This is a genomic window from Roseibium porphyridii (assembly GCF_026191725.2).
GTDB classification, from domain to species: Bacteria; Pseudomonadota; Alphaproteobacteria; order Rhizobiales; family Stappiaceae; genus Roseibium; species Roseibium porphyridii.
Genome location: NZ_CP120863.1, coordinates 1,121,625 through 1,145,375, shown reverse-complemented (window position 1 = coordinate 1,145,375; position 23,751 = coordinate 1,121,625). Strand labels below are relative to the sequence as shown.

The following is a 23,751-nucleotide window of genomic DNA, read 5'->3' as shown; positions in this document are numbered from 1 at the left end:
TGCCTCCAGGCGATCAGGCTCGTGCGCAAAGGTTGGCTGCCACCGCGGTCGACAGGGTTGCGGCAGCATAAAACCAAAGACCAGGCAAAATGGCCGCTGCGGCCAAACCACTGGTTTTGGCAGCGAAAAGCACCAGAGCAACCAGCATCACATCCAGCATCGACCATTTGCTGACCATGGACAGCAGTGCCAGAGATCTGGACTTTCCTCCAGTCAGAACCGCGATGTGAATCAACAGGATCTTGATTGCAGGAAACCCGACGGAAAAGAGCGCGACAATACCTGCGAGCGCGGCATCGCCATCCTGCCATAGTTCAGTGATCATCCTGATGAGGCTTGGACGATCCTCCAAAAAATACAGCCGTTCAAACCGCATCAGCGGTTGGGTGAGGCCGAGTGCAAAGGAAAATGTGGAGATCGGGAGCAGCAGAGCCAGAAATAGTCGCATTGATCTTGCCGAGCTCCGGCTCTTTGTTGTGACTGGGCGGTTCGGTGACCGTCAACAGATGGTATCGACGCCACCATTTGCCTATACCATTGCCACCACAAAGCACAAAACCCGACCGCCACCGGGGCGATCAGGCTGATTGGGGAAATATTTTCATCGCCGCGCACTCCAAAAGAGATGCAGTACTTTGCAGCTTCAGGCGCATTGCCTAACGCATGCGAGCACGAGCGGCGACTTCATCCAGCTGTTCTTGTTCGGCAATCTCTTGCGCAGTGCGTTCCCGTTGCTGGTCACGCTCTTCAAGTTGCTCGAACTTCTTCAATTCTTCGATCGCCTCACTGAGCTCGTCTTGAGCTCGCTGCAGCTGGTCGTCGAGTTCGTGCGCGGAATTGCGCAGATTGTCTCTTCGGTCAGCGGCTGCTTTGGCAAATGTCGGATAAGCAAAATGTGTGACATCGGTAATACCGACCCGTTCCTGTTCGGATCGGATCTGATCGTCAAGTTCGTCGGCCATGCGATTGAACTCGGCGATCATGCCCTCAATCTGGGCAAGCTGACGCCGTTTTTCATCCACTTGAAACCGCTTCAAGCGGATCAAACTGTCTCGGGTTTTCATTACTCAATACTCCCCTAACACGGGCAGTCTACCCCTGAGTCATTTCCAAAAGGTTGGCAAGTTGCAGATAACCATCAGAAAGTGACGTTGATTCGTCTTTTTCCTGATTCAAAAAAGAGTCTATCAACTCGAACCTGTGAATTGCCTCGTCCACGACCGGGTCGGATCCTTTTCGATAAGCGCCAAGACGGATCAGTTCTTCCATATCGGTATAAGTCGATAACAGCTGCCGCGCTTTGCGCAAAACGGGCAGCGATTGTTCCGGCACACAGCGCGGCATCGTCCTGGATACAGACTTTAGCACATTGATCGCCGGATATCGTCCACGCTCTGCAATCGCCCGTTCCATGACCACGTGACCATCCAGAATTCCGCGAACGGCATCCGCAACCGGTTCATTGTGATTGTCACCCTCGACCAGCACCGTAAACAGACCGGTGATCGAACCAGACCCTTCCGGACCGGGACCGGCTCGCTCCAGAAGCCGAGGCAACTCGGTGAAAACAGTCGGCGTATAGCCTTTGGATGTCGGAGGCTCGCCCACCGAAAGGCCGATTTCTCTCTGCGCCATTGCGAATCGCGTAACCGAATCCATCATGCAAAGGACGTTATTGCCCTCGTCCCGGAAGTGTTCGGCGACGGTCATTGAAAGATATGCAGCCTGTCGGCGCATTAATACACTTTCATCAGAGGTCGCCACAACGACCACCGAACGCGCCAGGCCTTCTTCACCCAGATCGTCTTCGATAAACTCCTGAACTTCTCGGCCCCGTTCACCGATCAGACCAATCACGGCAACATCACAATCGGTGTTTCGAGCCAGCATGGACATCAATACCGATTTGCCAACACCAGAGCCGGCAAAGATGCCCATCCGCTGTCCTTCGCAGCAGGTTACGAAGGTATTGAGAGCTCTGACACCAAGATCAAGTGGCGGTCCGACTCGTTTACGTTCAGACGCCGGTGGCGGTGAACTTCGCAATTTGCGAGGCACTCCGCCATTTGGAAGATCTCCTTTACCATCAATTGGTTCACCATGTGCGTTAACGACTCGACCAAGCCACTCGCTACTTGGATGAACGACACTTTCCCGAGCGTTTATGACGGCTTTGCAGCCCATACGGACGCCTTCGAGGCCGGAAAACGGCATGCAAAGGGCATGACCTTCCCTGAAACCGACAACTTCGGCGGGAACCTTCGGGTTATCCTCACCATTATCGATTAAAAGTCGCGAGCCGACACTCATCTCATGAATAGGTCCCGCGATCTCCACAAGAAGGCCCTGAACCGCAGTAACCCGGCCATAAATCTCGGTCGACATGAGCGAATCAATCTCGGCGAAAAGCGCCTTCACGGAAAATTCCTTCACACGTTAACGGTTTTGGTAACCTATCGTTTACGACTCTGGTTAATCTTAACGTTTGGAAGGCTGACAAGCGAGAGCCATTTCGAAGTCATTTCGGCTTTGTTGAAAGGAATCTGAACGGAATCGGTTAGACCCGTTTCTTAAAGTTCAACATTAAGACTTCTGAATCCGGGTTTTTTCTGGGGATTCAACAAGTTGGTCGTTGTTCACAGTTTCCTCTTTTCGAAGCTTGCCGTTGCGAATCATATTTTGTTAACCATTAACCGATAGCTTTGAGTCGGGGTTAACACAGTCCTTCGTAGCAGGCACCGACAGAGCCGTTGCGACTTGCCCAGGAAAGGCAGAACAAGGGGATTGGCATGCGTGTATTGTTGATTGAGGATGATAGCGCTACAGCGCAGAGCATCGAGTTGATGCTGAAGTCCGAGAACTTCAACGTCTACACGACAGATCTTGGCGAGGAAGGTATCGACCTCGGCAAACTGTACGACTACGACATCATCATGTTGGATTTGAACCTGCCGGACATGTCCGGATACGAGGTTCTTCGGACACTCCGCGTTTCGAAGGTCAAGACACCGATCCTGATCCTCTCGGGTAACGCGGGAATTGAAGACAAGGTTCGTGGCCTCGGCTTCGGCGCTGACGATTACATGACCAAGCCCTTCCACAAGGATGAGCTTGTCGCGCGTATCCACGCAATCGTTCGCCGCTCCAAGGGCCATGCACAGTCGGTGATCATCACCGGCGACCTGAAGGTCAACCTGGACACCAAGACCGTCGAAGTTGGCGGCCAGCGTGTGCATCTGACCGGCAAGGAATACCAGATGCTAGAGCTTCTCTCCCTGCGCAAGGGAACGACGCTCACCAAGGAAATGTTCCTGAACCATCTTTACGGTGGTATGGACGAGCCGGAACTGAAGATCATCGACGTCTTCATCTGTAAGCTGCGCAAGAAACTGGCGGCGGCAACATCCGGTAAAAACTATATCGAGACGGTTTGGGGACGTGGTTACGTTCTTCGTGAACCGGAAGTCGAAGCTGCCGCTTAAGCAGCTAAAGACATCTCTGAAGATTAAGAAGCCCCGGTTTTCCGGGGCTTTTTTGTGTCTGCCTACAAGGCTCTGCATACGTTTGGAAGCTTCTAACTGCATCCCCTGCCCCTTCGGCGGTATGGTAGATCGCGGCATCTCCCAGACGGGTCTTGTCGGTAAAAGCACCTAGAACACCGTTTTTCGTTGTGCTTTTCATAAAGTATCTGCAGCTTGCCGAAGTCGGGCCCGGCGCATCAGAAATCAAACCAAGGAATATGATGATGAACACCACATTGCGGGTGATCGGTACCGTGCGACCTTTTGCAGAAGGTTTCCGCGTTACCATCGACAAAGACTATGCGCCTGGCCTGAAAGGTCTTTCGGATTTCAGCCACGCGATTGTTGTTTGGCTTGCCCACGAGACGGACACCGACGGCTCACAGCATGCGTTGAGTTTCCCGTCTCCCTACACAGCGTCTGAAGAAGCCGTTGGAGTGTTTGCCACGCGGAGCCCCCAAAGACCCAATCCTGTCTGCTTCTCGATTGTCCACCTGTTGAGTGTTGACGAAACCAAGGGTGTGATCACGACCCCCTTCATAGATACGCTGCCAGATACACCGGTCATCGATATCAAACCCTATTTTCCGGCAAGTGATCTTGTGAAGTCTGCATCAATCCCGCGGCACTTTGGCCATTGGCCATCCTGCTATGAAGACTCGGCGAGCTTCGACTGGGACGCTGAGTTTCGATAATCACCGCCAAAAACGAGAGAAGCCGGCAAATGCCGGCTTCTCCTGTGCACAGTTGAAAACGAATCAGAGATGCATCTGATAGGAGGCCGGCACATACCGGAACCCATCTCCCTCTGCGGCGACATAACCGACCGCAGGGAAAGGCATGTGGTAACCGACGAACGGCACCTTGTCGGCCGCGAGCATACCGAAAATGCTCTTTCGCGTTGCTGCTGCCGCCTCTTTGTCCATGTCGAAGCGCACTTCCCATTCCGGCTTGGCAAGTGACCAGACATAGTGATTGGCCGTATCTGCTGCCAGAAGTAGCTGCTGACCACCGTTTTCGAGCATGTAAAGCATGTGCCCTGGCGTGTGGCCATGCGCTGCAACTGCAGTAACACCGGAAGCCACCGTGCCGCCATCACCGAGAAATGTCATCTTGTCGGCAAGCGGCTTGACATTTTTGGCCATCAGCTTGGTGACACCATTGGCCTCTGGATCCATAGCCGCCCAGAAATCATATTCTTTCTGCCCGGTTACGTATCGCGCATTGGCAAAAGCAGGTGCGCCGCCCTCCATCAGGCCGCCAATATGGTCAGGGTGCATGTGCGTGATCACGACGACATCAACCTGCTCGGGCGCATAGCCAGCGCTCTCGATCGCCGCGCGCATATTCCCACGGGCTGGCCGCCCGCCCTCACCGACACCTGTGTCGAACAGGATAAGTTCGTTGCCTGTATTGACCAGTGTTGGCGTGAAAAACGCTCGGAACTGATCGGCAGGAATGAAGTTCTCTGCCGAAAAATTATTGAACGCATCGGCCTCAACATTCATCCCAAAGGTTTTTTGCGGTTCGGATGCCGTAACAGCGCCATCTAGCAGAGTGTTGACTTCAAATTCACCGACGGAATATCGCGCCACAGGCGCTGCCATGGCCCCTTGTTTTTCTGCAGCTGCCATAACAGCTCCGGTGGTACCGGCTAGACTGGCACCGGCAACTGCGCCGCCCGCGCCCAGCAATGCGGCCCGCCGTGTCAGTTTCACATCGATTGTCATTCAAATTCTCCCAAACTGCTCTTCAGCTCAACACCCGGTGATGGGGCCCGTGCATCTTCGCCAAGTTGGACATTGGAACCGATTGGAAAAACCAGTTCCTTCCGGCCAGTATCTGGCGCAGCGGCCTGAGAAGAAAAGCCATGCCTTCACAAGCCGGCAGAAGATTTCATCAATTCTTGAACCGCAAGAAGTGGTGATAAAAGATTAATATTTACAATGATTTAGATAAGCCGCATTTCATGCTTCTTGAATGGCAGGCCTGAAATGCCGTAGTTTGCGGTAACTCAGAATTGAGATCGTCCGGATGATCCGATCCTATATCGCGCAGGTAACCTTCCTTTGTTTGGCGGCAGCTCTGCTGTTGGCAGCCTCTCAGGCAATGCGACCGGAAGGTTGGACGCTGGCCAGCCTTTATGGCTATTGGCTGATCAGGGTTCTGATCGAAGCAGCTTTGTTTGTTGCCTTCTTTGAGTTCATCGACCGCGTGCCTGGACTGAAATCCCGCATCTGGCCTGTTGCGGCAATTGCCGCGGTCGTCAGTCTGTTCCCGTTTGCGCTTTCAATAACGGCGCTCGATCTCATCCTAGGATTACCGGAACTGGATGGCCTCAATGCTTCGGCTCTTCCGGCCGCTTCTTCAACGGGAACAACCGCGACCGGCATTTCGCATATTGGCTCGTTTTTTCGCGAAGTTGTTTATCTGTCTGACAATCATCTCGCACTCTGCCTGCTGCTGACCGCGCCAAAGCTGTTTGTGTTCTCTGCCAACTCCCAGACAGGCACCAATGCAGTCAGCCAGGTGCAATCCGACACTGCCGAGACCGCCATTTCAACGGAAAAACCTGAATTGCAGGACACCCCTCTTGCCCCTGTCGACACGGGTTATGGAAGACATTTGGAGACCCCGCTTGAAGGTGACTTGCTGCGTGTCGAAGCGCAGGAACATTATGTAAGGCTCGTAAGTGAGACAGACAGCCGTATGCTGCTCTATCGCTTCAATGACATCGTTGCGGAATTGCCTGACAATGACGGCATGCAGGTTCATCGGAGCCACTGGGTGGCTTATGAGGCGGTTGTCGGCCACTCACGTGAAAACGGGCGTCTTTGGCTTGATCTGAAAGATGGTTCCAAGGTCCCGGTTAGTCGAAAATACGCCGACGATGTCGATGCCCGTTTCGGGAAAGAGGCCACAACACAAAAAAAGGCGGTCAACTGACCGCCTTTGATTTGAACTTGTCTTGTGCAGATCAGCGCTGAAAACCGCCACCGACCGCGAGCCGCGGGCGGCTCGTTGCTCCAGTGGCGGACTGAGCAACCTGTTTCTTTTGAAACAGACCACGTTTTCCTGACACTGGCTTGAAGGCATCGGTCAGCCCGACAACCGTTTCCGCAGCTCCAAGCACGAGGAACCCGTCGTCCGGCAAGGATTTGGCCATCCGTCCGAGGATCTCGGACTTGGTGGCCTGATCGAAATATATCAGCACATTTCGGCAGAATATGATGTCGAACTCACCGAGATGCGTAAAGCTCTCAAGAAGGTTGAACTTCTTCCATTCGATCATGGCCCGCATGTTCGGATTGATCTGCCAGACGTCGCCTTTCTGCTCGAAATATTTCAGCAGCAGCTGAATAGGCAAACCACGCTGGACTTCGAATTGGCTGTAGAGACCGGTCTTGGCCTTCTCAAGCACTTCCTGCGAAAGGTCCGTACCAAGAATACGAGTCCGCCAACCTGGCATTTTGGCCGCATCTTCCTTGAGACAGATCGCCAAGGAATAGGGCTCCTGCCCGGTGGACGCTGCCGCGCACCAGATCTTGAGCTGCTTTCGCGTCGCCCGGCTTTCCAGGAGCGAAGGCAGCATCGTATCCTTGAAATGCTCGAACGGCGTCTTGTCACGGAAGAAGAACGACTCGTTCGTCGTCATCGCTTCCACGACTTCGTTTTCAAGCGCCCGATTGCCACCCCGTTGAAGCTGCTGAATAACAGCACTCAAGGTCTCCAGCTTTGTGCTGCGAGCAATTGGCTGTAGACGGCTTTCCACCAGGTACTGCTTGTCATTTGACAGGACCAGCCCGGACCGGGTCTTCAGGAAGTTCTTGAGGAATTCAAACTCGCTCGGCGTCATCTTGTGTTCCCCTTCAATACGCGAGAGATCTTCGGACCGATCTCCTTCAAGGGAAGAATGTCACAGCACACGCCCGTCTGAGCTGCCGCACCCGGCATTCCCCAGACCACACTGGTCGCTTCGTCCTGGGTGATGATACTGCCGCCACCAGCTGCGATCGTCTTCACACCATCGGCACCATCATGGCCCATGCCTGTGAGGATGATACCCAGTGTCGCCGAACCGTAGACTTTGGCCACGCTGTCAAAGAGAGGATCAACCGCCGGCTTGCAGAAGTTAACCGGATCGTCGTCAGTCAGTCGAATTTTGACCGCGCCACCGTCCTTTTCCAGCACCATATGCTTGCCGCCCGGTGCAACATAGATGTTGCCTGGCTTGAGCAGTTCCCCGTGCTCTCCCTCCTTGGCAGGACGAAGTGCAGCTTTGCCCATATGCTCGGCCAGAATGGAAGTGAAGGTCGGCGGCATGTGCTGGGTTATGACAACCGGCACGTCGTTCATTGCGGTTCCGACTTCCTTCATCACTTCCTGAAGCGCCTGAGGGCCTCCGGTGGAAGATCCGATTGCCAGGATCCTCGGCCGTGCTGAAGAATACGGTCTGGTCTTGAACTGTGGAGCACCAGCAGCCGCAGCTGCAGGCTGAGCAGCTTGACGGAAGCTTGCACGCGTGTCCGTTGCCGGACGAGAACCCAAAGGTTTGACAGGCTGCGAAGTCCGACCGGCCCGCGTTTCAGCTCGCATGGTCCGTGCCGGTCCACGCATACGCACCGCGCGTGCGCCGAGCGCTTTGACCTTCTCGATCAGTTCACGACGAAAATCGATGGACGTTGTCACTTCGGAAGTGGATTCAGGCTTCGGCACATAGTCCGCGGCCCCAAGCGACAGGGCCTTAAGACTGATTTCGGCATTTCTGCGCGTCAGTGTCGAGGCCATGATGACGACCAGATCGCGTTTCTTTGCCAGCATCAGCGGCAAAGCGGTCATGCCATCCATCTCGGGCATTTCGATGTCGAGCACAACGACGTCGGGATTGCTTTTTTCTATATCTTCGACGGCCAGTTTGCCGTTCCGGTGTGAGCTGACAACATTCAGCCCCTTGTCTTCGCCTAGCCAGCGGGTCAACAACCCACGTATGACGACGGCGTCGTCGACAACCATTACCTTAATCGGATCGCTACCCGGATTCGTGCCCGCGGAAGCGCTTCTCTGCGCAAATGCCATTAGAGACTGCCCAACTCAATACTAAATAAGACCAACTTCCTGAAACTTGGCTTCGACAATTTCGCGGTCGAAAGGTTTCATGATGTACTCGTTGGCACCGGCACGAATGGCCCGTGCGATATGCGCAACATCGTTTTCGGTTGTGCAGAAAACAACGACGGGGTTTTCCCCGCCTTCTTCGCCTCTGAGACTGGTCAGAAACTCCAGTCCGTCCATCACCGGCATGTTCCAATCCAGTAGGATCGCATCCGGCATGGTCTTCCTGCACTCGTCAAGCGCCTGCTGGCCATCCTCTGCTTCCGTGATTTCGAAGTTCAAGTCTTCGAGAATCCGGCGGGCGACCTTACGGATGACGCTTGAGTCATCGACTACAAGGCACTGTTTCATCAGGCGTTACTCCACTTTTTGGCCGTTTCGGCCTTGTTATGCTGCGACCATTGGTTCTGTGAACATCGCACCCAGCAAGCGATCCACATCGAGAATGACCATCAGCTGACCATCTAGACGATGGACACCACCGGAAATCTCGGCCCAGCGGCGATCAAGGTTCGACGGATTGGATTCCGCAGAAGCTGCCGGCAGTGTCAAAACTTCGCCGACGGTATCAATAACGAGACCGTAGCTTTCCTGTTTGTACTCGATACCAACGGCCATCATTTGTTCATCCTCCAGCGGAGGAAGATGCAGCCGGCGGCGCATGTTGATCGCCGTAACGATTCGACCACGCAGGTTCAGGACACCCTGAACTTCCGGTGCGGACATTGGCACACGGGTAACGCTTTCCGGCACGAATACATCATGCACCTGGGAAATCGGGAGGCCAAAGAGCTGGCCTCCAATCACCACGGTAACGTACTGGATCATATCGCTTGCAGCGTTCTGATCCGCGTTGAGTTTGTGTTCCAGCACACTCATGCTGCTACTCCCATTTCACCGGAGAAGACGTCTTTCAGAGCGGCAATCAAGCCGGGACGGTCGAACTTGGCGACATAGTCGTCAAAGCCGGCCTGGCGACCGCGTTCAATCGATGCCGGTGTCACAAGCGAGGACAGGGCCAACATCGGAATGTCGCGGAAGCGTGGATCACGGCGCAACGATTCGCAGAATTCGAAGCCATTGATTTCCGGCATTTCGATATCGCTGACGATTGCGTGGAACTTGTCACCGTTCTCCAGAAGCTCGAATGCATGCTGAGGACCGTTACAGGTCGTGACGTCGTAGCCCGCCGCCTTGAGCACCGGTGTCAACATGTTGCGGAAGAAGGAACTGTCGTCGACGAAGAGAACTTTCTTCGTCAGCGCTTCGATATCCATCTCCTTGCGCATGAACCAGTCTTCGAAGGCCTGCGGCAGGTAGTAACCGAGGTCGATGATCTCGGTGGCACGTTCCTTGACGACCGCGGAGCCGAGGATGCCCGGGCGCTCCGAACCGACCTCGATGTTCATGCGATCTTCGACAATATCGACGATTTCGTCGACAACGAGACCCATGGAACGGCCTGCGTCGGAGAACACCAGCATCGGCTGGGTGCCTTCTGTCTTGTGACAATCCCCGTCGTTGACGTAGACCAGCGGCATCAACGCACCGCGATACTGCACCAGGTCGCGGCCATTGGAGCGCTCGATCTTTGAGACCTCGAACTCCTCCAGGCGCGTGACCAGCGACAGCGGAACTGCCTTTGGCTCCGGCGCACCGGCGCGGAACAGAAGCAGCGAGATCGAGCTTTGGCCGCTGATGGCCTTGCGTGCCAGATCTTCCTGCTCGTCTTCTTCGGTTTCGGCCACAGCGCTGGAAGCATGGCTTGCCATTGCGCTTGCGATGCCGTTCGGGTCGATGATCATGATCACGGATCCATCACCAAGAATGGTGTTGCCGGAGAACATGTCGAGGTTGCGCAGCATGGTCGACATCGGCTTGACCACGATTTCTTCCGTGTGGAAGACACCGTCGACAACAACACCGAAGGTCTGACTGCCCACCTGCATCACAACGATGAAGCCGTTGTCCGCATCGATGGCCTTGTCAACGTCCTCGCCCTCGTAGATGCCGAGGAGTTGAGACAGATGAACCAGTGGCAGCAACTTGTTGCGCAGCCTCAGTACCGGCGTATCCTTGATCCGCTCGATGCGATGTTCCGAATTGGTCTGTACGCGCACCAGTTCGACAACAGAAAGCTGCGGAATGGCAAAGCGGTCACCGCTGGCTTCGACAATCAGCGTCGATACGATCGCCAGTGTCAGCGGGATCTTGATGATGAAGCTCGAGCCCTTGCCGGTCGCAGAGCGCAGATCGACCGTACCGCCAATCAGCTCGATGTTGTTGCGCACAACATCCATGCCAACACCGCGGCCAGACACACTCGTCACCGAAGCAGCTGTTGAGAAACCTGCATGGAAGATGAACTTGTGGATCTGGGAATCCGTCATCTTCTCGATTTCGGATTCAGTGGCAAGGCCACGCTCCAGGATCTTTTCCTTCACCCGGTCGACATCGATGCCCTTACCGTCGTCACGGACTTCGATGATGATGTGGCCGCCTTCATGATACGCAGCCAGGGTGATGACACCCTTTTCCGGTTTACCCGCAGCCCGGCGTTCTTCCGGCAACTCCAGACCGTGATCGGCAGAGTTTCGAACCATGTGGGTAAGCGGATCCTTGATCATTTCAAGGACTTGTCGGTCAAGCTCGGTGTCAGCGCCGATCATTTCCAGATCGATCGGCTTTTCCAGTTCCTGGCTAAGGTCGCGGACGATACGCGGTAGCTTCTGCCAGGCATTGCCGATCGGCTGCATGCGTGTCGCCATGACACCTTCCTGCAGCTCGGCCGTCACATTTGACAAGCGCTGCAGCGGTACCTTGAACTCGCTGTCTTCGTGACGACGAACGATTTCAAGAAGCTGGTTCCGAGTCAGCACGAGCTCAGAGACCATTGTCATCAGATGCTCAAGCGTGTCGACAGCGACGCGAATGCTCTGGTTGGAGACACCTCCGCCAGCAGCTTTCTTCTCGCTCTTTTCTTCAGTCTTCTTCTTTGCCGCCGGTGCTTTCGGCTCCGCCTTTACGGCAGCCGGTGCCGGAGCGGGCTCTTCGACCTCTTCCACGACCTCTTCAGCTTCCGGAGCCGGAGCTTCGGCAACTTCTACTTCGATTTCGGTCTCGCGGAAGGCGCGTTCCAGCTCATCAAGCGATACTTCGCCCGGGCGCAATGGACGCTCAAGGGTCTGGTCCGCTTCTGCGTCACTCTCGTCTTCAGAGTCATTTGCTTCGGCGTCTGCGGCAGCTTCCGCGTCGGAAGCCTCGTCATTTGCGGCTTCTTCGGCCGGAGCTTCATCTCCGCCGCCTGCCATCGCAGCATCAGCCTTAGCGGACATCACTTCAAGATGTCCGATCAACTCGCTGTCGTCACCTTCCGGCTCTTCGCCGCCAGCAGCTTCCAGCTCGCCAAGAATGTCCTTGATCTGGTCGATCGACGTCAGAATAAGGGACACGGCTTCTTGTGTAACCGGTGCTCCGTCACGGAACTTGCCCATAAGGGTTTCCGCAGCGTGTGCAATTCCTTCCAGCCGGGGAAGGCCAAGGAAGCCGCAAGTGCCCTTAATAGTGTGCACCAGACGGAAAATGTTATCTAAGATAGTCGCGTTGTTTGGTTCTTGTTCGAATTTGACAAGTTCTACGTCAACAACATCGAGACTCTCGTTCGTCTCAGTAATGAATTCCCTGAGGAGGTCGTCCATGGCCTGCTCTCACCCGACTTGTTACTGGTTCCGCACCCTGGAAAGGATGTCTGGACCGAAAAGTCCATGAGGGTAGGTTGACGGGAAACAGTTAAGATACGCTGAAACAGGTAGAGACTTTTATCTGGAAGGTTATTCTGCTGGAGACGCCGTAATTTTTACCAACTCTTCTTGTTTATCTATCGTTAATACCATGCCGGATTCACGAGCCAGAAGTAGAGTGTAGATCGGCTGAACCGAATGCGCATCGATGCGCTCCGGCTCTTCTCCGCCCAGAGTTTCCTTCATTCCCAAGGGGATACGCGGATTGAGACCGCTGGCGTGAAGCGTGAATGACGGTGAAGCAGGTTCGCCGGACATTTCAACTTTGATTTCTCCACCACGCGGCACGCACTGATTTGCGATCAGGATAAGGTTAAGGAGCAATTTGACATTATTCTTCGGCATCAGATGCCGGTCGAGTTGCCAATTTAAGTCGGATTTTTCGTTTTCCATAAACCCTGTGGCAACGACTTGGGCATCTCCGAGATCGATCTCAGCGCCAGCAGATCCAGCAGCTCCGAATGCCAGGCGGGCAAATTGCAGTTTCGCAGATGCCTGGCGCGCGCTCTTTCGGATGAGGTCCATCGCAAAATCGCGCATGTCCTCAGAGCCTTCCTCGTCCAACACTTCCAATCCGTTGGTAATGGCACCGACGGGTGAGATGATGTCGTGGCAGACACGGCTCGCCACCAGAGCGGCCAGATCAAGCGAGGTTAGCTCTTTGAGTGCGGACATGGTGGTGCTGGGCTCTTCTATAGGTCTCGGCAAAACTGATTCGCGAATGTGGTTGCAAGCGTTACACATCAGCAAAGCCGCTGCCAAGGCAACGCCAGAGAGCAAGGCTGGTCATCCAAATGAAAGTTCGCACCAATGCGACAACAGCGCGCAAATCCGCCCGTTCTGCTGGTTTAAAGCACGGGAACACAACCAACGCGCGTTGAATTTTCCTTCGCATCCTTCATCAACTGCGCGCCGCTGACAATAAATAGGAAGCGATTGACAACGGAATGGAAAAAAACGAGTCGGCCTTCGACAATGGCATAGATAAAGGGATTGCCCGCTGTCGCAAAACCTTCAGAAAGAGCGTATCCGCCGCAACCGGCAAAAAGCGGCGCATAGGCTTCAGGGTCCCGCTCAAAGGCGGCCATGTTGCCCTGATTGACGAAAATCCACTCCGCACCGCCCCACTGCAGCTCATATTCGCGCTTTCCCTTGCGCGGTTGCCCATCGACAAAAAAACTGACCGGGTCATGTCCGCCAATGGCATACCCGGTTATCGGATCAGGAACGAAAGTCTTGGGACGCGCAAAACTATTCCCCGCAAAAACGCAGACAAGTACTATCAAAACCAGGGAAAGACACATCCTCGTCTTTTTTTCAGGCCAGCTTTCCATTGATTCGGCTTATGTAAGGTGCGCGATTTCATGCGAATCAGCATGATGTCGCATCAGTTTAGCATCGCGTTCCAGCCGGACCGCAACTATCGCAGCCACTGGGGCATTAAAAAGAGGAGTTGTTGAATGACACAAAAATCCTGGCGTGTGGCGTCTGTCTTGTCAGCTGCGTTCCTGTGTTTGTGTTTGTTTGCTGTCCCCCTCCCCTCTCAAGCGCAGTCCAGCGGCGATGAACCGATCCCGCCGGGCCAGACCTATGGCGAAGATGAAATCGTCAAGACTGGCCATCAGTTCTTCGGCTCTGTGTCTGGCGGCATTGCATCAGTTGTTGAGCGCGCCTTTTCCCAATATGGCGAACCAAACGGCTACATCCTGGGCGAAGAAGGATCCGGTGCGATCATCGCAGGCGCCCGGTACGGCGAAGGCCACCTTTACACGCGCAACGCCGGCAATCACAAAATTTTCTGGCAAGGTCCCTCGGTCGGGTGGGATTTTGGCGCCGACGGCGCCAGGGTCATGATGCTCATCTATAACCTGCCGACGGTGAATTCGGTCTATCAGCGTTTTGCCGGCGTGAACGGGTCCGCCTACCTGGTCGGCGGCGCAGGTATGACGGTTTTGTTGAAAAACGAGATCGTGCTTGTCCCTGTTAGGGCTGGTGTCGGCGCCCGTCTTGGGCTCAATCTGGGCTACCTGAAATTCACGGACAAGCCGACCTGGAACCCGTTCTAAGAGCAAACCCGCTGCAACCAGGCATGGCAACAAGGCTTTTACCTTGTTTTGAGTACACTTGGCGGCGCGCCCTCGGTCGTCTAATGATGGAGCGGTTGCGCCGAGAAAAGGAACCAGGAGCCAGACGTGATTGAAGCGGCGATGTATGTGGCACTCGGATTTTGTACGGCCGGTTTGATCGGCCTTGCGATCCTGCCTGCATTCTACCGCCGAGCCGCACGCCTGACGGAAGAGGCGCTTCGCGCCGTAAACCCGTCCAGCTATGCGGAAGTCAGGGCTGCCCAGGATCAGGCGCGCGCACGCCACGCAGTGGAATTGAGACGGGTCGAACGACAGCTTGAGAGCGAGCGCGAGAAAGCCTCCAAACACCATCTTGAAGCTACTCGCATGAAACGCGAGGTCGAGGCACTGGAACGGTCGCTCCAGGAGAAAGCCGACGAGATAAAGGCCAGACAAGCCAGCATTGAAAGCGACGAAAAGGCCGCCGATCTGCTCTCCGAGGAAGTTTCCACCCTCAAGAAGAAGCTGTCGGAGGCCGAAAAGTCACTTGCGGAAAGCTGGACCAAATCAGCAGAGGACAAACCTTCATCCGAGAGTGAGGAAAGCCCGAAAGACGAGAGCGGCTGGATGCCTGCCAGCGACACAATGGCACTTGCGACCATAACGGGGCTCGAGGCAGAGGTCGCAACACTCAAGGCAAAACTCTCCAAATACGAGCCAACTGTGGCCGGCGAAGTTCAGGCCGAGCGCGATGAAGCCGCCAGAAGTCGGCTGGCCGAACTGGAAGCCCAACTCGTCGACACGGAATCCAAGTATATCTCCGCACAGGCCGAAGTGACCCGGTTGTCGCTTGTCCTTGAAAGTTCCGGCAGCGCGGAAAACGAAATGAACGCCGATCTGAAAGAACAGTTGAACCGGATTTCCAACGAAAGCTCAGAACGACTGGCGAAACTGGAAAACAAGGAGCGTCAGCTGGCCCGGCTAACCGGACAGGTGAAAAGACTTCAGAACGACCTTGCCGGGGCCCCAGCCCTGAACGACCTCCGCAAGGAGTTTCGCAAGTTGGCGGACCGCGTGGCCACAGCTGACAAGGTTCTTGTCACCAAGAAATCTGCACAAGCTGCACCCGCGCCTGCCATTTCGAAAGCCGAAGAAGAGACAGGGCTGGCTGCGAAACCGAAACGACGCGTCAAGCGTTCCGCGAACGGTGCATCCGGGACTGAAAAACGCTCGGCCAAACGGACGGCACCCGAGACGGAGACACCGGCCAAGTCTGCCGACATTGCTTCCGCTGCTGAAGCACTTGTAAGCCGCATTGTTGCCTCCAACAGAGGAGCGCAACCCAAAAAATCCGGTGAACCTGATGCTGTGGTGGCAAATCAACTTTCTGAAGACAGCGCGCCTCAGGAAACAAAACCTGCCAAACAAAAAAAGAAAGATGTGGCTTGATCTTGAATGGTTAGGTCGGTCATCTAGGGTTTAAACGCTCAACTAGGATGACACGGCGCGTGATGTGCCGAACAAGAGCCCTGCCGATGCTGATTGAACGTCACAACGCCATATTGGAACTTGCCCGGCAACTGGGCCGCGTCAGTGTCGACGACCTGGCCAAACGCTTTGATGTCAGTCCGCAAACAATCCGCAAGGACCTGAACGAACTGTGTGAGCGCCGCTTGCTGGCCAGAACCCACGGTGGCGCGCTGCTGTCTTCCGGAATAGAGAACGTCGGCTATGAAGCAAGGCGTATCATCTCCAGCAAGGAAAAGGCCGACATAGGCGAAAGCGTGGCTGCGCTCATTCCCGACAACACCTCGATCTTCATTAACATCGGCACCACAACAGAGGCTGTTGCCCAGGCCTTGCTGCAGCATCGCGGGCTCATGGTCATAACCAACAATATCAATGTCGCAAGTTTGATGCGGGGCTATTCACAGATTGAGGTGGTTATCGCTGGCGGGGTCCTGCGGCATGCCGATGGTGGCATCGTCGGTGAGGCCGCGGTTGATTTCATGCGGCAGTTCAAGGTTGATTTTGCAGTCATAGGTGCTTCGGCAATCGATGCCGACGGGTCACTGCTGGATTATGATTACCGTGAAGTGAAGGTCACCAAAACCATCATGGACAACGCCCGTCACGTCATTCTGGCTGCCGACAGCACCAAGTTCGAGCGCACAGCCCCGGTCCGGGTCGGACACCTGTCACAGGTAACCACCTTTGTAACCGATCATTGCCCGCATCCTGAGTTTGCTCGCATTGCCAGCGAAGCTGAAGTGGACATGATTGAAACCGGCCGACAGCTGACCGAAAAATCTGCTTGATGAATTGAAAGTGCAGGAAACAGCGTGACCTGACCAATTTGCCGAAGGGCATCTGCCGTTTTTTCGAGAAAAGTTGGCACGCCCAACGGGACTCGAACCCGTGTTTCCGCCGTGAAAGGGCGGCGTCCTAGACCGCTAGACGATGGGCGCGCGGGGCTTGAATGGCAAAAGCTTCAAGCCAAGGACCGTGCGTATAAGGCTGCGCAAAGCATGACGCAACCCCTTTTGATCATTTTTTTCACACCTGAAGGTTTATCAACGCCGGAGTGTCGAAGTTGATGCGAACCGAAGGCGATCAACGTGAGACAAAATCCGTTCGGCCCAGGTTTTTTCCCGTCAGGGCATCAAAACGCAACAAGGCCGTCTTCGTGCCCTCGCGGACCAACACGAGCAGCATTCCGTCGGAAAGATCGGCAGACAGCACCTCCGCGTCCGGGCCAACCGCAACAGTTGCTGCGACACCGCCTTCTGCCGGACCGTCGTCATTTGTGTTGATCTTGTAAAGAATAGCTGCAAAGACAGCGATCAGACCGGCAAACATGATCAGGGATGAGCCAAGCAGCAGGCGTCTCAGTTTTACCTGAAGCTTCTGGGCAGCCGGATCAAGCGGCGCCTCATCAGCGTCTTCCCGAAAATCAGGTTGTGACATGACAGAAAATTCCCACGAAGATCCGGCTGACCTGGAGCCGGATTTCAGTTTAACGGTTGATGCAGCCGATGCTGGAGGGCGTCTGGATGCAGTGCTTGCAGCTCATCTGGAAGCTCTTAGCCGCAATAGGATCCAATCCCTGATCAAATCAGGAGACGTCACCGTCGGCGGCGCGAAAATAGTGGAGCCTAAATACCGGGTCAATGAAGGTGATGCACTTTGTCTGACTTTACCTGAAGCGGAGGACCCGGAACCGCAAGGCGAAGATATTCCGATAAATGTTGTCTTTGAAGACGAACACCTGATTGTTGTCGACAAACCGGCGGGTCTGGTGGTGCATCCAGGTGCAGGCAACTGGACAGGCACTTTGGTCAATGCGCTCATCCATCACTGTGGCGATAGCCTGTCTGGTATCGGCGGTATCAAGCGCCCGGGGATCGTTCACCGCATCGACAAGGACACTTCAGGCCTGCTCGTCGTGGCCAAAACCGACCAGGCACACCAGGGACTGGCAGCTCAATTTGCCGATCACGGACGCACTGGTCCGCTCGAACGGGCCTATTCAGCGCTTGTCTGGGGTGCGCCTTCGAGCCTCAAAGGAACAATTGACGCGAACCTGGCAAGGTCACAGTCCAACCGACAGAAGATCGCCGTGGTGAAGACCTCCGGCCGTCGGGCCATAACTCACTGGCAAGTGAAGGAAAGGTTCGGAAAAGACGATCAACCGGCGCTTGCCAGCTTGATGGAGTGCCGGCTGGAAACCGGCCGCACGCATCAGATCCGAGTTCATATGGCCCATATCGGCCATCCGCTGATCGGCGACAACGACTATGGGTCCGGTTTCAAAACGAAGGTCAATCGGCTTGAAGACCCACTCAGAACCCTTGTGGGCGACTTCAGCAGGCAGGCATTGCACGCAGGATTGCTGGCCTTCGAGCATCCCGTAAACGGTAAAACTTTGCGTTTTGAGAGCCCTTACCCACCTGATTTCGCAAAACTTTTGTCCGGATTACAAAAATTTTAGGAATGAATTCTGTTTTCCGCCCATGCAATCGCCTAAAATCTACCTATATTAAAACCTCTTGTGTGCCGTAATGGACACGATATCGCGTCTGTTTTCTCCCAAACATTCTTGCTTGCGCCTTAAGCGGAGCAACCGGAGAAGCCGGATGTAGACTTGACGAAAGGGGGCGCATGTTATGGCCCAGAACGTACCGACACTCACCGCAGGGGAAGGTGGCCTGAGCCGCTACCTGGATGAGATTCGCAAGTTTCCGATGCTGCAGCCGCAGGAAGAATACATGCTCGCCAAGCGCTACAAAGAGCATGAAGACCCCGCTGCAGCTGAACGCCTGGTCAATTCTCACCTTCGCCTTGTTGCAAAAATAGCTATGGGATACCGCGGCTACGGCCTGCCGATCGGAGAAGTGGTCTCTGAAGGCAACGTCGGTCTGATGCAAGCGGTGAAGCGCTTTGAGCCGGACAAAGGTTTCAGGCTCGCGACTTATGCCATGTGGTGGATCAAGGCCGCTATTCAGGAATATATTCTGCGTTCGTGGTCACTCGTCAAAATGGGAACCACTGCTAACCAGAAACGCCTGTTCTTCAACCTGCGACGCCTGAAAGGCAAAATCCAGGCTTTGGACGAAGGCGATCTCAAGCCGGATCAGGTAGCAGAAATCGCCACCCGCCTCGGTGTCTCCGAGGAAGAGGTGATTTCCATGAATCGCCGTCTGGGCGGTGATGCCAGCCTCAATGCCCCGGTGCGCGCCGAAGCTGATGCAGGCGAGTGGCAGGATTGGCTTGTCGACGAAAGCGACAGCCAGGAGACACTGCTCGCCAATCAGGAAGAGCTCGACCAGCGCCGCAAAATGCTGAGCGACGCCATGGACGTCTTGAACGACCGGGAGCGCCGGATTTTTGAGGCTCGCCGTCTTTCTGAGGATCCGATGACGCTTGAAGACCTTTCCGGGGAATTCGGCGTTAGCCGCGAACGCGTTCGCCAGATCGAAGTCCGCGCATTCGAAAAAGTCCAGAAAGCCGTTCGCAACAGCGCGCGTGCGAAGGATCAACCCGCACCCGTCGCTTAAATCGGAACATTACGGACTGCCCGAAGACGCTGGAGCCACCGCTCCAGCGTTTTTTTCTTTTAGCTCGGCGCCACCCTCTCGCTTGCGAACCCTCAGACCTGAATTTAGTCTGACCCGGTCTTAACGAAATGGGTGGCCATGCGCCGAGTTCTCAAAGCACTGTCGTCCAAGCGCGCTCTTGTCGCCATGATCGCCTGCGTCATCCTCGCTTTCATGACCGGGCTTCGAACCGCCGATCCGGATTTTCTGAAGTCCATTCGAGAGCTGACATTCGATCAGTATCAGCGTCTGCATCCAAGAGATTATCAAACCGCGCCGGTCCGCATCGTCGACCTTGATGAAGCATCGATTGCTGAAATCGGGCAATGGCCCTGGCCCCGCACAAAAATCGCGGAGATGGTTCGTGTACTGACGGATCTCGGCGCTGCAACAATCGTCTTTGATGTGGTCTTTTCCGAACCGGACAGAACATCGCCTGCTCAGCTAAAAAACTCTCTGGCCGCGACAACGCCGAGAGAGGTGCTGGAAGCCCTTGAGATCCTTCCCGACCATGACGAGCAGTTTGCGGATGCCATTGCCAAGGCACCAGTCGTGCTTGGTTTCGCCGTGACGCCGGATGAAACCGGGAGCAAACCGGTCAAAATTGCCGGGACGGCATTTGGTGGTCAGGATCCGGTATCCTTTCTTCCACCGTTTCCTGCTGCGGTCACGAACCTTGAAGTCTTGCAGAAATCGGCCAGTGGCATTGGTTCGATATCGATTTCCGAAGATGACAGAGAGGGCATTGTCCGGAGGGTTCCCCTGATTGTCAGTGACGGTGAACAGATTTACCCGAGCCTCGTCGCTGAAGCGTTGCGAGTTGCACAGGGCGCAAGCGGCATCATCGCAAGGTCAACCGGCTCAAGTTCAGAAAGCGCCACCGGTGATCCGGCTGTTACGGCCATAAAGATCGGCGACTTCACTCCCCCGACGACTGCTGCAGGCGAACTCTGGCTTTATTTTACCTCTGACAGGGATTTCCCGGAACGGTACGTATCTGCGCGCGACCTTTACGATCAGGAGAAACTTGCTGATCTCGTTCCATATTTCGAGGGGCAAATCGTTCTTGTCGGAACATCCGCCGTCGGCCTTCGGGACATCAGGGCAACGCCCCTGGGTGAACAGGTCCCTGGTGTATCCATCCATGCTCAGGCGTTGGAGCAAATCCTTTTCGATCAATATCTGTCGCGGCCTGATTGGGCCAACGGACTGGAAATCATTGCAACATTTCTGGCAGGTGCCATCATAATTCTGGCCATGCCCGCAATCGGCAGCATCGGCACCGCGGTCCTCGGCGGCCTGATGGTGACCGGGTTGATCGGCGGATCTGTATACCTCTTCTGGAACAACGGTCTGCTGATCGACCCGATCTACACCAGCCTCACGGTCTTGCTTGTTTTCACCGCCGCGACTGCGCTGCTCTACTTTCTCACCGAACGGGAGAAGAAATTCGTCAGACAGGCCTTCAGCCAGTATTTGTCTCCCGATCTCGTAAACCAGCTGGAACAAACGCCTGAACAGCTGGCGCTCGGCGGCGAAATCAGACCCATGACAATCCTGTTCATGGACATTCGCGGTTTCACCCCGATATCTGAACAGCTGACACCGGAAGAACTGGTGAGTTTTCTGAATACGCTTCTGTCGCCCTTGTCCGATGCCATCCAGGCAGAAGGAGGAACAATCGACAAATATATCGGCGACAGCATCATGGCGTTCTGGAACGCACCGCTGCACACACCGGACCATGCCGCCATGGCCTGCCGTGCAAGCCTTGCCATGCTCAAGGTCGTGGATGATCTGAATGCCCGGGATGCATTCCGTTTCAAAGCCAGAAAACTGAAATCGCAGTCGGTCAAGATCGGCATTGGGCTGAACAGCGGTGAAGCCTGTGTCGGCAACATGGGATCAGCCAGAAGGTTCAACTATTCGGTCATCGGAGACGCCGTCAACGTGGCCTCGCGGATTGAATCCAGCTGCAAGGCTGTTGGTTCGGAACTTCTCGTTTCAGAAGATACGCGCAACGCGGCACCAACCTTCGCCTATCTCGAAGCCGGCGAAATTGACCTGAAGGGCAAAAGCGAGCCGATCAAACTTTTCGCCTTGCTCGGTGATGAGGGCTTACGGAACTCGGAGGAATTCCGCGAACTGGAGGCAACGCATATCAGTCTGCTCAGCGCCGTCGCGGAAAATGACATTCAGGCGGCAGAGGACGCCTTGCAGAGCGCATTGCTTCTGGCGCCGTCCCTGATGGACTTTTACGGCCGCTTTGAGGACATGCTGGAAAACCTCAAAACGGTGGAGCCCACCAGCAGCGCCGCACAATAGTCGGCGCTGCCGGTTCGCAAAAAGCCTTTAACGGATCTCGACTGCGTATGTCTCCACCGGAACGACCTTGCTGATCAGTCCGGCTTCCGCCATGAACTCGGCAAAACGCTGATACCGACCTTCATCAAGAGCTGCCGGACGCTTTGCAAACCTTGGCAATGTGTCTGCCCAAGCGCGCTTGTTAAGCTCATCATTCAAATGGGGATAGGCCTCGATAAAGGCATTCCAAGCTTCATCAGGATGATTGGTCAGATAAACCGTCGCAGCTTCAACAGCTGCGAGAAACTTCTCATAGCGCGGGTCTTCAACCTGATCCTTGTTCACGACATAGATCAGCTCGTCAAAAACCGGAACGCCGTTCTCTTCTGGGAAGAACGCTTTGCCTTCTTTGCCTTCAATCTCGATCTGTGTGAGCTCGAAATTGCGATAGGCACCGATCACCGCATCGACCTGACCTGACATCAGGGCAGGCGACAGCGCGAAATTCACGTTGATCAACTCAACATCGTCCATGCTGAGACCAACCGAACGCAGCATTTGTCCAAGCATCGCATCTTCGAATCCGGACACGGAAAATCCGATCGTCTTGCCTTTGAGATCTGCGATTTCCTTGATCGGACCATCTTTCAGAACGATCAGGGAATTCAGTGGCGTCTCGACCAGCGTGCCAATCCAGGCGACCGGCAGTCCTTCCTCGATATGCGCGTGCAAAGTCGGTTGATAGGAAATTGCAATATCGCCCTGCCCGGCAGCCACCAGCTTGGGTGGCATTGCAGGGTCAGCCGGTTCGATCAATTCAACTTCCAAGCCTTCGGCTTCAAAAAAGCCCTTGGTCTGAGCGGTGATGACTGGTGCATGGTCCGGATTGGTGAACCAGTCCAGAAGCACCGTCAGCTTGTCCGCAGCATGCGCAGGTACCGCCGAAAGCACGGCGGCGGCAACTGTCAAAGACATGAGTGTTTTTTTCATTCAATCCTCCAGATTGTGGCAGTCAGTCTTCGACCTGCCATGGAACAAGAAGTTTGCTGAGATGCTCAACCGCATAGCGCAGAGCGAGCACCATGAGGGCGAGCAGGATGACGGCAGAAAACAGAAGATCGGCATTCCCGCGGGCGTTCGCCTGAAGCATGATGAAAGCAAGGCCGCCTTTGGCGCCCGCCCATTCGCCAACCACAGCGCCAATCGGCGCAAAAACGGCGGCCACACGAATGCCAGATACGAAGGCGGGCAGTGCTGCCGGCAGGCGAAAGACCCAAAGTTCACGAAAGCGGGGAACCCTGTAGAGGCGCGCCAGATCGACAAGCCCAGAATCGAGTCGCCTCAGACCGTCGTAAACCGTTGAGGTGACCGCAAAGAAGATGACCAGAATGGCCATGACAATCTTCGATGACATGCCGAACCCGAGCCAGAGAACAAGGACCGGTGCAATGGCAAAAACCGGCAAAGCCTGCGTCACCAGGATGGTCGGCATAACGATCCGTCCGGCCAACGGATAAAGCCAGATCCAAACAGCAAGCATCGCCCCGCAGCTGACGCCGAGGACAAAACCGATCACCGTTTCAAGCGCGGTGATACCGGCATGGTGCAACAAAAAGGGTGCGTTTGCAGGGAATGACCGCAGCACTTCGAGCGGTCCGGGAAGCATGAATGAAGGCGGCTCAAACAAAACGACCAGCAGCGTCCAAATGCCAAAAATGACCAGGACTCCCACAAGAAACTTGCCACAAACTGTCAGGAATGCGCTCATACCGCCTCCAAAAGGCGGTTCAACGGCTCTGGAACCGGCTTATGATCGAGAGGCTTGTTCCAAAAATCAAACCTCTGCTCTTTC

Annotated in this window: 23 protein-coding genes and 1 tRNA gene; 9 read left to right on the top strand and 15 right to left on the bottom strand. The window is 55.0% G+C overall.

Annotated features, from left to right (window positions below; genetic code table 11):
• Positions 1-13: 13 nt before the first annotated feature.
• The 3 genes from K1718_RS05450 to fliI all read right to left on the bottom strand — a co-directional run bounded on the left by K1718_RS05450 (position 14) and on the right by fliI (position 2,418).
• Entirely contained in the window at positions 14-448 is a 435-nt protein-coding gene (locus K1718_RS05450; protein WP_265682878.1) for a paraquat-inducible protein A, read from the bottom strand.
• 208 nt (positions 449-656) lie between these two features.
• Positions 657-1,064 (bottom strand): flagellar export protein FliJ, encoded by a 408-nt coding sequence (fliJ, locus tag K1718_RS05445; protein WP_152499966.1) that lies wholly within the window; start codon positions 1,062-1,064, stop codon positions 657-659.
• Positions 1,065-1,092: 28 nt separating this feature from the next.
• On the bottom strand, positions 1,093-2,418 hold the full coding sequence (gene fliI, locus K1718_RS05440) for a flagellar protein export ATPase FliI (RefSeq protein WP_152499965.1): 1,326 nt from the start codon (positions 2,416-2,418) through the stop codon (positions 1,093-1,095).
• 371 nt (positions 2,419-2,789) lie between these two features.
• On the opposite strand from fliI, the gene ctrA reads away from it, so the two are divergent.
• Together ctrA and K1718_RS05430 are read left to right on the top strand one after the other, a co-directional pair.
• Entirely contained in the window at positions 2,790-3,482 is a 693-nt protein-coding gene (gene ctrA / locus K1718_RS05435; protein WP_068406317.1) for a response regulator transcription factor CtrA, read from the top strand.
• Positions 3,483-3,739: 257 nt separating this feature from the next.
• The gene (locus tag K1718_RS05430) at positions 3,740-4,216 is read left to right on the top strand and encodes a TrmO family methyltransferase domain-containing protein (protein ID WP_152499964.1); all 477 of its coding nucleotides are present in this window, start codon (positions 3,740-3,742) and stop codon (positions 4,214-4,216) included.
• Between the two features lie 63 nt (positions 4,217-4,279).
• Here the strand turns inward: K1718_RS05430 and K1718_RS05425 are convergent, their stop codons facing one another.
• Positions 4,280-5,251, bottom strand: coding sequence for an MBL fold metallo-hydrolase (locus K1718_RS05425; protein WP_152499963.1), 972 nt, complete (start codon positions 5,249-5,251; stop codon positions 4,280-4,282).
• Positions 5,252-5,555: 304 nt separating this feature from the next.
• Here K1718_RS05425 and K1718_RS05420 point away from each other — a divergent pair, with 304 nt between their 5' ends.
• Entirely contained in the window at positions 5,556-6,467 is a 912-nt protein-coding gene (locus K1718_RS05420; RefSeq protein WP_265682870.1) for a LytTR family DNA-binding domain-containing protein, read from the top strand.
• 31 nt (positions 6,468-6,498) lie between these two features.
• Here the strand turns inward: K1718_RS05420 and K1718_RS05415 are convergent, their stop codons facing one another.
• The 7 genes from K1718_RS05415 to K1718_RS05385 form a co-directional block, all read right to left on the bottom strand.
• The gene (locus K1718_RS05415) at positions 6,499-7,377 is read right to left on the bottom strand and encodes a CheR family methyltransferase (protein WP_152499961.1); all 879 of its coding nucleotides are present in this window, start codon (positions 7,375-7,377) and stop codon (positions 6,499-6,501) included.
• Entirely contained in the window at positions 7,374-8,597 is a 1,224-nt protein-coding gene (locus tag K1718_RS05410; RefSeq protein WP_265682868.1) for a protein-glutamate methylesterase/protein-glutamine glutaminase, read from the bottom strand. The genes K1718_RS05415 and K1718_RS05410 overlap by 4 nt, the downstream gene beginning before the upstream one ends.
• Before the next feature lie 21 nt (positions 8,598-8,618).
• On the bottom strand, positions 8,619-8,984 hold the full coding sequence (locus K1718_RS05405; protein WP_265682866.1) for a response regulator: 366 nt from the start codon (positions 8,982-8,984) through the stop codon (positions 8,619-8,621).
• A 36-nt stretch (positions 8,985-9,020) separates the two neighbouring features.
• The gene (locus K1718_RS05400; RefSeq protein ID WP_265682865.1) at positions 9,021-9,512 is read right to left on the bottom strand and encodes a chemotaxis protein CheW; all 492 of its coding nucleotides are present in this window, start codon (positions 9,510-9,512) and stop codon (positions 9,021-9,023) included.
• Positions 9,509-12,331, bottom strand: a complete 2,823-nt coding sequence (locus K1718_RS05395) for a hybrid sensor histidine kinase/response regulator (protein ID WP_265682863.1) — start codon at positions 12,329-12,331, stop codon at positions 9,509-9,511. The genes K1718_RS05400 and K1718_RS05395 overlap by 4 nt, the downstream gene beginning before the upstream one ends.
• 132 nt (positions 12,332-12,463) lie before the next feature.
• A complete protein-coding gene (gene chpT, locus K1718_RS05390; RefSeq protein WP_152504138.1) occupies positions 12,464-13,108 on the bottom strand; it encodes a histidine phosphotransferase ChpT in 645 nt (214 codons plus the stop codon).
• Positions 13,109-13,281: 173 nt separating this feature from the next.
• On the bottom strand, positions 13,282-13,737 hold the full coding sequence (locus tag K1718_RS05385) for a YHS domain-containing (seleno)protein (RefSeq protein WP_265682861.1): 456 nt from the start codon (positions 13,735-13,737) through the stop codon (positions 13,282-13,284).
• A gap of 156 nt (positions 13,738-13,893) precedes the next feature.
• Here K1718_RS05385 and K1718_RS05380 point away from each other — a divergent pair, with 156 nt between their 5' ends.
• From K1718_RS05380 to K1718_RS05370, 3 genes are all read left to right on the top strand, one after another.
• On the top strand, positions 13,894-14,499 hold the full coding sequence (locus tag K1718_RS05380; protein WP_152499956.1) for a DUF1134 domain-containing protein: 606 nt from the start codon (positions 13,894-13,896) through the stop codon (positions 14,497-14,499).
• A 126-nt stretch (positions 14,500-14,625) separates the two neighbouring features.
• A complete protein-coding gene (locus K1718_RS05375; RefSeq protein ID WP_265682859.1) occupies positions 14,626-15,948 on the top strand; it encodes a coiled-coil domain-containing protein in 1,323 nt (440 codons plus the stop codon).
• 86 nt (positions 15,949-16,034) lie between these two features.
• Positions 16,035-16,817 (top strand): DeoR/GlpR family DNA-binding transcription regulator, encoded by a 783-nt coding sequence (locus K1718_RS05370; protein ID WP_152499955.1) that lies wholly within the window; start codon positions 16,035-16,037, stop codon positions 16,815-16,817.
• Positions 16,818-16,891: 74 nt separating this feature from the next.
• Here the strand turns inward: K1718_RS05370 and K1718_RS05365 are convergent.
• Both K1718_RS05365 and K1718_RS05360 read right to left on the bottom strand, forming a co-directional pair.
• Positions 16,892-16,967 (bottom strand) — tRNA-Glu (locus K1718_RS05365).
• Positions 16,968-17,112: 145 nt separating this feature from the next.
• Entirely contained in the window at positions 17,113-17,466 is a 354-nt protein-coding gene (locus K1718_RS05360; RefSeq protein WP_265682857.1) for a hypothetical protein, read from the bottom strand.
• Between K1718_RS05360 and K1718_RS05355 the strand changes: the two genes are divergently transcribed.
• The 3 genes from K1718_RS05355 (at position 17,465) to K1718_RS05345 (ending at position 21,920) form a co-directional block, all read left to right on the top strand.
• The gene (locus K1718_RS05355; RefSeq protein ID WP_265682855.1) at positions 17,465-18,490 is read left to right on the top strand and encodes an RluA family pseudouridine synthase; all 1,026 of its coding nucleotides are present in this window, start codon (positions 17,465-17,467) and stop codon (positions 18,488-18,490) included. The two genes, K1718_RS05360 and K1718_RS05355, sit on opposite strands and share 2 nt — an antisense overlap.
• A gap of 175 nt (positions 18,491-18,665) precedes the next feature.
• Positions 18,666-19,556 carry an RNA polymerase sigma factor RpoH gene (rpoH, locus tag K1718_RS05350; protein ID WP_152499952.1) on the top strand — a complete coding sequence of 297 codons (891 nt, stop codon included), beginning with the start codon at positions 18,666-18,668 and terminating at the stop codon, positions 19,554-19,556.
• 138 nt (positions 19,557-19,694) lie between these two features.
• Positions 19,695-21,920: a CHASE2 domain-containing protein gene (locus K1718_RS05345; protein WP_265682853.1), complete on the top strand. Its 2,226-nt coding sequence runs from the start codon at positions 19,695-19,697 to the stop codon at positions 21,918-21,920.
• 27 nt (positions 21,921-21,947) lie between these two features.
• Here the strand turns inward: K1718_RS05345 and K1718_RS05340 are convergent, their stop codons facing one another.
• Together K1718_RS05340 and K1718_RS05335 are read right to left on the bottom strand one after the other, a co-directional pair.
• Positions 21,948-22,889 carry an ABC transporter substrate-binding protein gene (locus K1718_RS05340; protein ID WP_152499950.1) on the bottom strand — a complete coding sequence of 314 codons (942 nt, stop codon included), beginning with the start codon at positions 22,887-22,889 and terminating at the stop codon, positions 21,948-21,950.
• A gap of 22 nt (positions 22,890-22,911) precedes the next feature.
• The gene (locus K1718_RS05335) at positions 22,912-23,667 is read right to left on the bottom strand and encodes an ABC transporter permease (RefSeq protein WP_265682850.1); all 756 of its coding nucleotides are present in this window, start codon (positions 23,665-23,667) and stop codon (positions 22,912-22,914) included.
• Positions 23,668-23,751: the final 84 nt, after the last annotated feature.

What these genes read in the sequence shown, in the direction of transcription:
- K1718_RS05450 (WP_265682878.1), bottom strand. Translation starts at nt 448, where the DNA reads ATGCGACTATTTCTGGCTCTGCTGCTCCCGATCTCCACATTTTCCTTT.
- fliJ (WP_152499966.1), bottom strand. Translation starts at nt 1,064, where the DNA reads ATGAAAACCCGAGACAGTTTGATCCGCTTGAAGCGGTTTCAAGTGGAT.
- ctrA (WP_068406317.1), top strand. Translation starts at nt 2,790, where the DNA reads ATGCGTGTATTGTTGATTGAGGATGATAGCGCTACAGCGCAGAGCATC.
- K1718_RS05430 (WP_152499964.1), top strand. Translation starts at nt 3,740, where the DNA reads ATGATGATGAACACCACATTGCGGGTGATCGGTACCGTGCGACCTTTT.
- K1718_RS05425 (WP_152499963.1), bottom strand. Translation starts at nt 5,251, where the DNA reads ATGACAATCGATGTGAAACTGACACGGCGGGCCGCATTGCTGGGCGCG.
- K1718_RS05420 (WP_265682870.1), top strand. Translation starts at nt 5,556, where the DNA reads ATGATCCGATCCTATATCGCGCAGGTAACCTTCCTTTGTTTGGCGGCA.
- K1718_RS05415 (WP_152499961.1), bottom strand. Translation starts at nt 7,377, where the DNA reads ATGACGCCGAGCGAGTTTGAATTCCTCAAGAACTTCCTGAAGACCCGG.
- K1718_RS05410 (WP_265682868.1), bottom strand. Translation starts at nt 8,597, where the DNA reads ATGGCATTTGCGCAGAGAAGCGCTTCCGCGGGCACGAATCCGGGTAGC.
- K1718_RS05405 (WP_265682866.1), bottom strand. Translation starts at nt 8,984, where the DNA reads ATGAAACAGTGCCTTGTAGTCGATGACTCAAGCGTCATCCGTAAGGTC.
- K1718_RS05400 (WP_265682865.1), bottom strand. Translation starts at nt 9,512, where the DNA reads ATGAGTGTGCTGGAACACAAACTCAACGCGGATCAGAACGCTGCAAGC.
- K1718_RS05395 (WP_265682863.1), bottom strand. Translation starts at nt 12,331, where the DNA reads ATGGACGACCTCCTCAGGGAATTCATTACTGAGACGAACGAGAGTCTC.
- chpT (WP_152504138.1), bottom strand. Translation starts at nt 13,108, where the DNA reads ATGTCCGCACTCAAAGAGCTAACCTCGCTTGATCTGGCCGCTCTGGTG.
- K1718_RS05385 (WP_265682861.1), bottom strand. Translation starts at nt 13,737, where the DNA reads ATGTGTCTTTCCCTGGTTTTGATAGTACTTGTCTGCGTTTTTGCGGGG.
- K1718_RS05380 (WP_152499956.1), top strand. Translation starts at nt 13,894, where the DNA reads ATGACACAAAAATCCTGGCGTGTGGCGTCTGTCTTGTCAGCTGCGTTC.
- K1718_RS05370 (WP_152499955.1), top strand. Translation starts at nt 16,035, where the DNA reads ATGCTGATTGAACGTCACAACGCCATATTGGAACTTGCCCGGCAACTG.
- K1718_RS05355 (WP_265682855.1), top strand. Translation starts at nt 17,465, where the DNA reads ATGACAGAAAATTCCCACGAAGATCCGGCTGACCTGGAGCCGGATTTC.
- K1718_RS05360 (WP_265682857.1), bottom strand. Translation starts at nt 17,466, where the DNA reads ATGTCACAACCTGATTTTCGGGAAGACGCTGATGAGGCGCCGCTTGAT.
- rpoH (WP_152499952.1), top strand. Translation starts at nt 18,666, where the DNA reads ATGGCCCAGAACGTACCGACACTCACCGCAGGGGAAGGTGGCCTGAGC.
- K1718_RS05345 (WP_265682853.1), top strand. Translation starts at nt 19,695, where the DNA reads ATGCGCCGAGTTCTCAAAGCACTGTCGTCCAAGCGCGCTCTTGTCGCC.
- K1718_RS05340 (WP_152499950.1), bottom strand. Translation starts at nt 22,889, where the DNA reads ATGAAAAAAACACTCATGTCTTTGACAGTTGCCGCCGCCGTGCTTTCG.
- K1718_RS05335 (WP_265682850.1), bottom strand. Translation starts at nt 23,667, where the DNA reads ATGAGCGCATTCCTGACAGTTTGTGGCAAGTTTCTTGTGGGAGTCCTG.